The organism is Pedobacter sp. 10L46_2, from assembly GCF_056395165.1.
The window spans coordinates 1-3341 of the sequence record NZ_JBFTIZ010000390.1; the positions used below are offsets into that span (position 1 = coordinate 1).

The 3341-nt window shown below is 40.1% G+C and carries 3 protein-coding genes; all 3 read left to right on the forward strand.

The features are described from left to right. Positions 1 to 440 (forward strand): TonB-dependent receptor plug domain-containing protein (locus AC1DDX_RS25545; protein ID WP_477622834.1); only part of this gene is annotated, 440 nt, incomplete at its 5' end. After that, positions 383 to 1990 (forward strand): TonB-dependent siderophore receptor, encoded by a 1608-nt coding sequence (locus tag AC1DDX_RS25550; RefSeq protein WP_337716905.1) that lies wholly within the window; start codon positions 383 to 385, stop codon positions 1988 to 1990. The genes AC1DDX_RS25545 and AC1DDX_RS25550, both read left to right, overlap by 58 nt. Next, positions 1987 to 3090 (forward strand): PepSY-associated TM helix domain-containing protein, encoded by a 1104-nt coding sequence (locus AC1DDX_RS25555; protein ID WP_477622835.1) that lies wholly within the window; start codon positions 1987 to 1989, stop codon positions 3088 to 3090. Before AC1DDX_RS25550 ends, AC1DDX_RS25555 begins: the two co-directional genes overlap by 4 nt. The last annotated feature ends 251 nt before the right edge of the window (positions 3091 to 3341 follow it).

Genomic DNA, 3341 nt, shown 5'->3' on the forward strand with positions numbered 1-3341 from the left:
GTAGCGCTACCAGAATGGATATTTCACTACTCGAAACCCCACAATCTGTACAAGCTATCTCGTCAGAGGTAATGCACGACAAGCAAGCTTTTACGCTGAATGAACTTGCAAGCAGTTTTACTGGTATGAAGGCAAATAATGGAAATGGTTCATTCACTATGCGTGGATTTACTGCATATTCTCCTAATGATGCAAGTTTCCTGCTTTATAATGGTATCAGAGGTAATCTCTTCTTATGGAGCCAACAGCCATTATTATACAACGTAGAATCTGTAGAGCTACTGCGAGGTCCTTCTGGCGCCTTGTTTAGTGAGGGAGCACCAGGTGGTGTAATAAACTTTGTCACAAAAAACCGCTTGCAGAAAGCCGATACAACATCGACTTGTCGCTGGGAAGCTGGAATTTCCGTCGGGCATCAGCAGACATTACCGGACCATTAACTAAAAATAAAAAGCTATTGTATCGTGCTATCATAGGCTACGACAGATCGGAAAGTTTTCGCAGCGACCAGGATAAAGAAAATATTTTCCTGGCACCATCATTAACTTATCTTTTTTCAGATAAAACAAGCCTTAACCTGGAATTGAACTATGCTCACCAAAAAGCTGTTCACCAATATGATAATGGAACTTTTATCCGCACCAGGACTGACGGTACTTTCGATTTTAACTATTATCCAAACAATCTGACCATACAAAGTCCAACTGACTATGGAAAGACCAATAACTCGTCGGCCACACTTTCATTCAACCATAGCTTTAACGAAAAACTGAAACTAACGGTGGTACAGCGTGCGGTAAGAAATGTGCTGGATTATACCGATCATATACCTGTAGGGAAGATCAGAAATGATTCAATTAGCAGAGGATATCAGGATTGGGAAACTGATCGTTTTAGTCTGCAAACCACTGCTTATGCAAGCTACAATACGAAGACCGGGTCCTTAGAACATCAGATCATAGTTGGTGCTGATTACAATCGTTATGGCTGGACAAAAAACGATTACCAGTATAAACCTTCAACCCGTATTTCTATTTTTAACCCTGATTACAGCAGTGATATCCCGGAATCTGCTGTTCCTGCTGAAGAATCAGATGACAACAAACGCATTACCAATTTGACGGGTTTCTATATTCAGGATCAGGTTAGTTTTGGACGACAGCTTAAAGCGCTGGTCTCTTTAAGATACGATAACTATGACGGAAAGGAAACTCCGCTGTCTGACAGAGATAATAAACAAGGTGATGAACTACAAGCATCTGGATGGATCCCAAGGGTTGGATTAGTATACTTACCTATAGAGAATTTAGCTTTTTACGGTACCTACGTCAAATCTTTTAATCCTCAAACCTCTAATAATGTTCTTTCTGGTGGGCCATTTCCTACCCGCAAGGCAACTCAATATGAACTAGGTACTAAAGCAGATTTCTTTAATCAGCAACTGTCAACCACAGTGTCTGTATATGAGATTAAATATGCAAATATCCTGACTGCCGCGCCTACAGAAGAAAACTCTCATCGCCAGACGGCAATTGATGGTACCCGAAGCAGAGGAATTGAATTCTCTGCCACCGGAACAATTCAAAACTTTAATATCATTGCCGGATATGCGTATAATGAACATATCATCCTCAGTACAAGTGCCTATGGAAAAAAAGGCGATCGTTTTGCAAATGCGCCAAAACACATCGCTAACCTTTGGTTAAAGTATAACTTGTATAGTACTGCTCTGAAAGGGTTGGGATTAGCCGGAGGTGTTCGCTATGTGGGCGATCAGGTTGGCCTGATCAGTAATCAAAACTTTGTGTTTCCTGAATATACCGTATTAGATGCAGCCATCAACTATCAAAGGGGGCGTTATAACATTCAGTTTAATGCTTATAACCTTACTGATAAACACTATTTCACTGGGAGCAGATCGAGCACAGTTGCTGGTGGTTTAGGTGATCCGTTTAATTATAGAATTGGAATAAGCTACCAAATCCGATGAACAGATCAAAATCAATAACTAAACTGGCATTCTCTTTTCATAGCTGGCTTGGTCTTATTAGTGGTGTTTTTCTATTACTGCTTGGGCTAAGTGGCTCGGCATTGGTCTTTTTAGAAGAGATCGATCACGCGATCAATGCTGAATTACTTAAGGTAAAACCCTCAGGTAAAATACTATTTCTAGATGCCCTCTACAGGAAGATAGGGCAGGAGCATCCAAACGTTGCGGGTATTGCCTGGTTAAATCCTGATGCTGTAACAAATGAAGCATATGAATTCAGACTTTATCAAAACGACGGAAAGATCAGTACCTATGACCTTGGGATGGTCAGCATCAATCCTTACTCTGGTAAGACCTTGCGCGAAGGAAACCTAAAAGATCTAAATCCAAGTTTCATGCACTGGATATTTCAATTTCATTGGAGTTTTCAGCTTGGTATACCGGGATTGCTGCTGGCTACGGTTTTTGGGATTACTATGCTCTTATCTACCATAACAGGGTTGATCATTTACAGAAAGCATGTATGGAAAGTGCTGTCCTTTAAAGAGAAAATGAAATGGAATAATTGGAGAACCATATCCTCTGGTCTACATAGAATTGTTGGAGTATGGGCATTGGCTTTTAATGTGGTTATTTTCTTTACAGGTTTCTGGATGAACAAGTTTTCATTAGATCCTGCATATTGGAAAAAACAAACTGTTTCAACTMCGATAAATACCTTGTCTTCACAAAACATAGACGAAATGCTTAGTAATGCAAAGAAAAATATGCCCGACTTAATCCTTAAAAAAGTTTACTTACCCACCCAGCCCGGAAAGAATTTCCAGGCAAGTGGTACAGTAAAAGGCCAATCCGCATTCTTCTATAATGGAAATTCGATTGCTATAGATCCTACAACTGGAAAAGTGATTTCTATTGAACTATTAGCTGAACACGGATTTTGGGAAAGGGTAGAAGCCACTTTTTTTCCTCTTCACGTAGGAAACTTTGGTGGTGTCACCATCAAAATATTATACGTGATCATAGGTTTATTACCGGGCTTGCTTTCCATTACGGGTGCAATGCTGTGGTGGCGAAAAGTAAGAAAAAGTTACACCTAAACAATTAAAATGAAAAGGGGCCGTATCATAAAGAGGTCGTCATCTCGAACGAATGCGAGAGATCCCCTGATTATGCCGGGTCAAGAGATCTCTCACATTCGTTCCTTTAGATTTGTTTTTGATAATTTAGAATGAGAAGGAAGCAGAAGTAAACTATTCGTTCCTCAGAGTTTAGACTCATATCTCGATTTAGACTTCTGCATCCCTTTCATCAGGAACTCAAATAGAAATTAGGGCTAGTGACCCACTAT